The 3426-nt window shown below is 66.8% G+C and carries 3 protein-coding genes, 1 tRNA gene and 1 pseudogene; 1 reads left to right on the top strand and 4 read right to left on the bottom strand.

Translation table 11 applies throughout. The annotated features are described in order from the left end of the window. Both SYNGFB01_RS00740 and SYNGFB01_RS00735 read right to left on the bottom strand, forming a co-directional pair. Nucleotides 1–483: pseudogene (locus SYNGFB01_RS00740) on the bottom strand (glucose-6-phosphate dehydrogenase); the annotation flags it as partial. Nucleotides 484–629: 146 nt separating this feature from the next. After that, nucleotides 630–1814: an FAD-binding oxidoreductase gene (locus SYNGFB01_RS00735; RefSeq protein ID WP_048016513.1), complete on the bottom strand. Its 1185-nt coding sequence runs from the start codon at nucleotides 1812–1814 to the stop codon at nucleotides 630–632. Nucleotides 1815–2004: 190 nt separating this feature from the next. Here SYNGFB01_RS00735 and SYNGFB01_RS00730 point away from each other — a divergent pair, with 190 nt between their 5' ends. Continuing rightward, complete coding sequence (locus SYNGFB01_RS00730; RefSeq protein ID WP_048016516.1) at nucleotides 2005–2475, top strand: SRPBCC family protein; 471 nt, start codon at nucleotides 2005–2007, stop codon at nucleotides 2473–2475. A gap of 183 nt (nucleotides 2476–2658) precedes the next feature. On the opposite strand, the gene SYNGFB01_RS00725 is transcribed toward SYNGFB01_RS00730, so the two are convergent. Together SYNGFB01_RS00725 and SYNGFB01_RS00720 are read right to left on the bottom strand one after the other, a co-directional pair. Beyond that, nucleotides 2659–2731 (bottom strand) — tRNA-Glu (locus SYNGFB01_RS00725). 50 nt (nucleotides 2732–2781) lie between these two features. After that, a partial coding sequence (locus SYNGFB01_RS00720; RefSeq protein ID WP_235299837.1) for an ATP-binding protein occupies nucleotides 2782–3426 on the bottom strand: 645 nt, incomplete at its 5' end.

The raw sequence follows: 3426 nt of genomic DNA, 5'->3' as shown, positions 1-3426 counted from the left end.
CACCCGGCTGCGCTCGCTGTCGGCCAGCAGGCCGGCGGCGGCCAGGGCGCGGCAGCCGCTGCCATAGAAGGCCGGCGACACGGAGAGGTAGAAGGTGCGGTTGCCGCGGGTGGCGCGGCTGCGGTCGAGGGTCTCAAGGCGCTGGCCCAGACGCACGATCGAGGCCGGATCGGAGAGGTCGGCGGGCTCATAGAACAGGCACCCGGCGAACTGTTCCCAGGCGGTGCGGTGCTCGACGATCTCCGCGGCCAGCCCGGCCTCCATCCGCTGGCGGAACTCCTCGTCGCTCCAGGGTCGGCGGGCGCAGCCCAGCACGGTGAATTCACTCGGCAGCCGTCGCTGCCGGTAGAGCTCGAACAGGGCGGGCACGAGCTTGCGATGGGTGAGGTCCCCGCTGGCGCCGAAGATCACGATGCACTGGGGCGGAATCACCCGCTCCTGCCGCAGGCCCACCCGCAGGGGGTTGGTAAGCACGGCAGCCATGGCCGAATCGTCGTTCCTCACGGTCTAACGGCCCAGCCGCCCCTGCCCAGGGGCCTGCCGGAGTTTGTGACCCTTTCTGTGTGGGAACACGAAAAAAGCCCGCCGATCGGCGGGCTGCTGGCCGGCTGCCAGCCGTTGGCCAGGGCTCAGTAGGTCTCCACGTGCCAGCGTTCTGCCTTCTTGAGCTGGGGACGCAGTTCACTCCAGTCGAGGCCCTTGGCGGCGGCGGCCGTGGTCATCGCCTCGTCGATGCCGGGTTCCATTCCCTTGAGACCGCACATGTAGACATGGGTCTTGGGGTTCTCGATGAGGGCGAAGATCTCGTCGGCATGCTCGAGCACCCGGTCCTGGATGTACATGCGACCACCCTTGCTGTTCTGCTGCTCGCGGCTGATGGCGGTGGTGTAGCGGAAGTTGTCGGGATACTCGGCCTGGTAACGCTTGAAATCCTCGTCGTAGAGGAGATTGGGGGTCTTGGGCGCGNCCATGAACAGCCAGGCGAGGCCGCGGAACTGGTAGTCGGGATTCTTGGCCCGCTCGCCGGGCTCGAACATGCGGCGCAGGTAGGTGCGCATGGGCGCAATGCCGGTGCCGGTGGCCAGCATGATGACCGTGGCGTCCTCGTCGGGCGGCAGCAGCATCTCCTTGCCCACCGGCCCGGTGATCTTCACCTTNGCGCCGGGGTCGATGTCGCAGAGGTAGGTGGAGCAGACACCATTGATCACCTCTCCGTCCTTCTCGTACTGCAGCTGGCGCACGCACAGCGACACGGTGTGGCCCTCGAGGTTGTCGCCGTGTCGGGTGCTGGCGATCGAATAGAGACGAAGCTTGTGGGGTTTGCCGTTGGCGTCGGTGCCTTCCGGGATGATGCCGATGCTCTGCCCCTCGATGTAGCGCAGCTGGGGATCGCCGCCGGCCAGATCGAAGGTGATGTGGTTCACCCGGCCGATGGCCCCTTCGCCCACCAGGCTGTAGTTCTCGATGACGGTGCCGATGAAGGGGTCCTTCGGCTTGTAGGTGTTGACGGGAACGTCGGCGTGGGACACGGGGGCAGGTTTCGAAGGAGCGGCGGGTCGAGCGGCAGGCTTGTCGGCCGCCGGCGACGGTGGTGGTGAGGCCTGGCCGGCATCAGCTGCGGAGGGCTGGCCGCCGAGCACGGCGGTGATGCGNCCCCCCTGGAGCGCGATGCTGCGGATCGTGCTCTGCAACTGGCCGAAGGGTACGGTGAGCCGCCGTTCGGCGCGACGCTGCTGGCCGATCCCCATGCCTTCCACCACCACGGTGAAGATCCGGGAATCCGACTGGGTGCTACGGCCCGTGGAAACACGCATCAGACAGAGACCCCCGTTCAAAGCGGGCCGATCATAGAGAACGTCTCCCGGCTCACCCTGGCCAGCGGGACGTGGCGACACCCGCTAGGTTTGTGCGCCAGCACACCTTGGCGAAGCCTTGGTTCAGCTCCTCGCCGCGCTCGTGCCGCCGATTTCCACCAGCTGCCGGCTCGACACGATCCAGCAGGAGATGGAACGCCTGCCGGAGGGCGCGCGGCGTCTGGCCATCCAGCTGCGCCTGGAGATCGACCCGGAATGGCTCTGGGCTGTGCTGACCGATTACGCCAACCTCAGTCGGTTCATCCCCAATCTCGCCAATTCCCAGCAGCTCTGGCGGCGGGGCAACCGGGTCGGCCTGGAGCAGGTGGGCTGTCAGCAGTTCTGCGGGCTGCGCTTCTCGGCTCGCGTGGAACTGGAACTTGAGGAGGACCACCCCGCTGGAGAACTGCGTTTCCGGATGGTGCGGGGGGATTTCCGCCGCTTCGAGGGTGTCTGGCGGATCTCCACGACCGAAGCGGCCACCCTGCTTCTCTACGAGCTCACCGTGCAGGGCAGGCCTGGCATGCCGATCGGTCTGATCGAGCAGCGCTTGCGTGAAGACCTGGCCAACAATCTCAGGGGGGTGCAGATGGAGGCGCAGCGGCGGGCAGGCCTGATCTGACCGGTGACCGATCGGCGTGCGAGCGCAGAGGGTAATGCCGCAGTGCAGGCTGCGAGATGCGGCAGAACCGAGGGTTGGATTCTGAGCAGGCTTCGTGAGCGTTCCGGCAAGGGTGCGGAATGGTGTGCGGATCCACAACACGGTGAATCAACTCGAAGAGTCCAACCTTCGGTTTGTTGTTGATACCCCCAAGGGGATTCGAACCCCTGTCGCCTCCGTGAAAGGGAGGTGTCCTAGGCCTCTAGACGATGGGGGCGAGGCCACAACCGCACCGGCCTTATGGGGCCCTGCGCTGCTCGATGGACGCTACGGGCCGGGGTGTCCCTTCGTCAAGGCGGGCTGCATCTGACCGCTCCACACCGGCACGGTGAAGTGGAAGCAGGCCCCCTCGCCAGGCTCCGACACCACCCAGATGCGTCCGCCGTGCACTTCGGCGATGCGGCGACAGACCGACAGCCCGACCCCGTAGCCGGGTGCACTGGCGGATGTCTGGGGCAGACGCACCCGGTCGAGAAAGATCCGCTGCTGCTCCTCGCTGGGGATGCCGGGGCCGCTGTCGCAGATGCTCACCTGCACCCAATGGCTGGTGCGGTGCAGCAGGGTGAGACTGACCCGGCCGCCCTCCGGGGTGAACTTCAGGGCGTTCTCCAGCAGGTTGAGAAACACCTGCCGCATGCGCCGCTGATCGGCGTACACATCGGGCAGGTCGGCCGGGATATCGGTGATCAGCTCGAGCTGGCGGCCGATCCAGAGCTTCTCCAGTTCGAGGATCGCCTCGGCGGCCACCTTGCCGAGGTCCAGCCGCTGGGGGTTGAAGAGGGCTTCCCAGCGCCACGCCGCGCGGCACCGACCGCCGGGTGAATCGCCACAGTTCGGAACGCAGCACGCGCGCAGCGAAGGGCCGGATGAAGCGGTTCTGCTCCATGCTCTCGCGCGTCGGCATGTTGCGAC

Source organism: Synechococcus sp. GFB01, from assembly GCF_001039265.1.
Lineage (GTDB): Bacteria > Cyanobacteriota > Cyanobacteriia > PCC-6307 > Cyanobiaceae > NIES-981.
Note: the sequence above shows the minus strand (reverse complement) of the source record. Positions and strands in the feature narration are given on the sequence as shown.

What these genes read in the sequence shown, in the direction of transcription:
- SYNGFB01_RS00730 (WP_048016516.1), top strand. Translation starts at nt 2,005, where the DNA reads ATGGAACGCCTGCCGGAGGGCGCGCGGCGTCTGGCCATCCAGCTGCGC.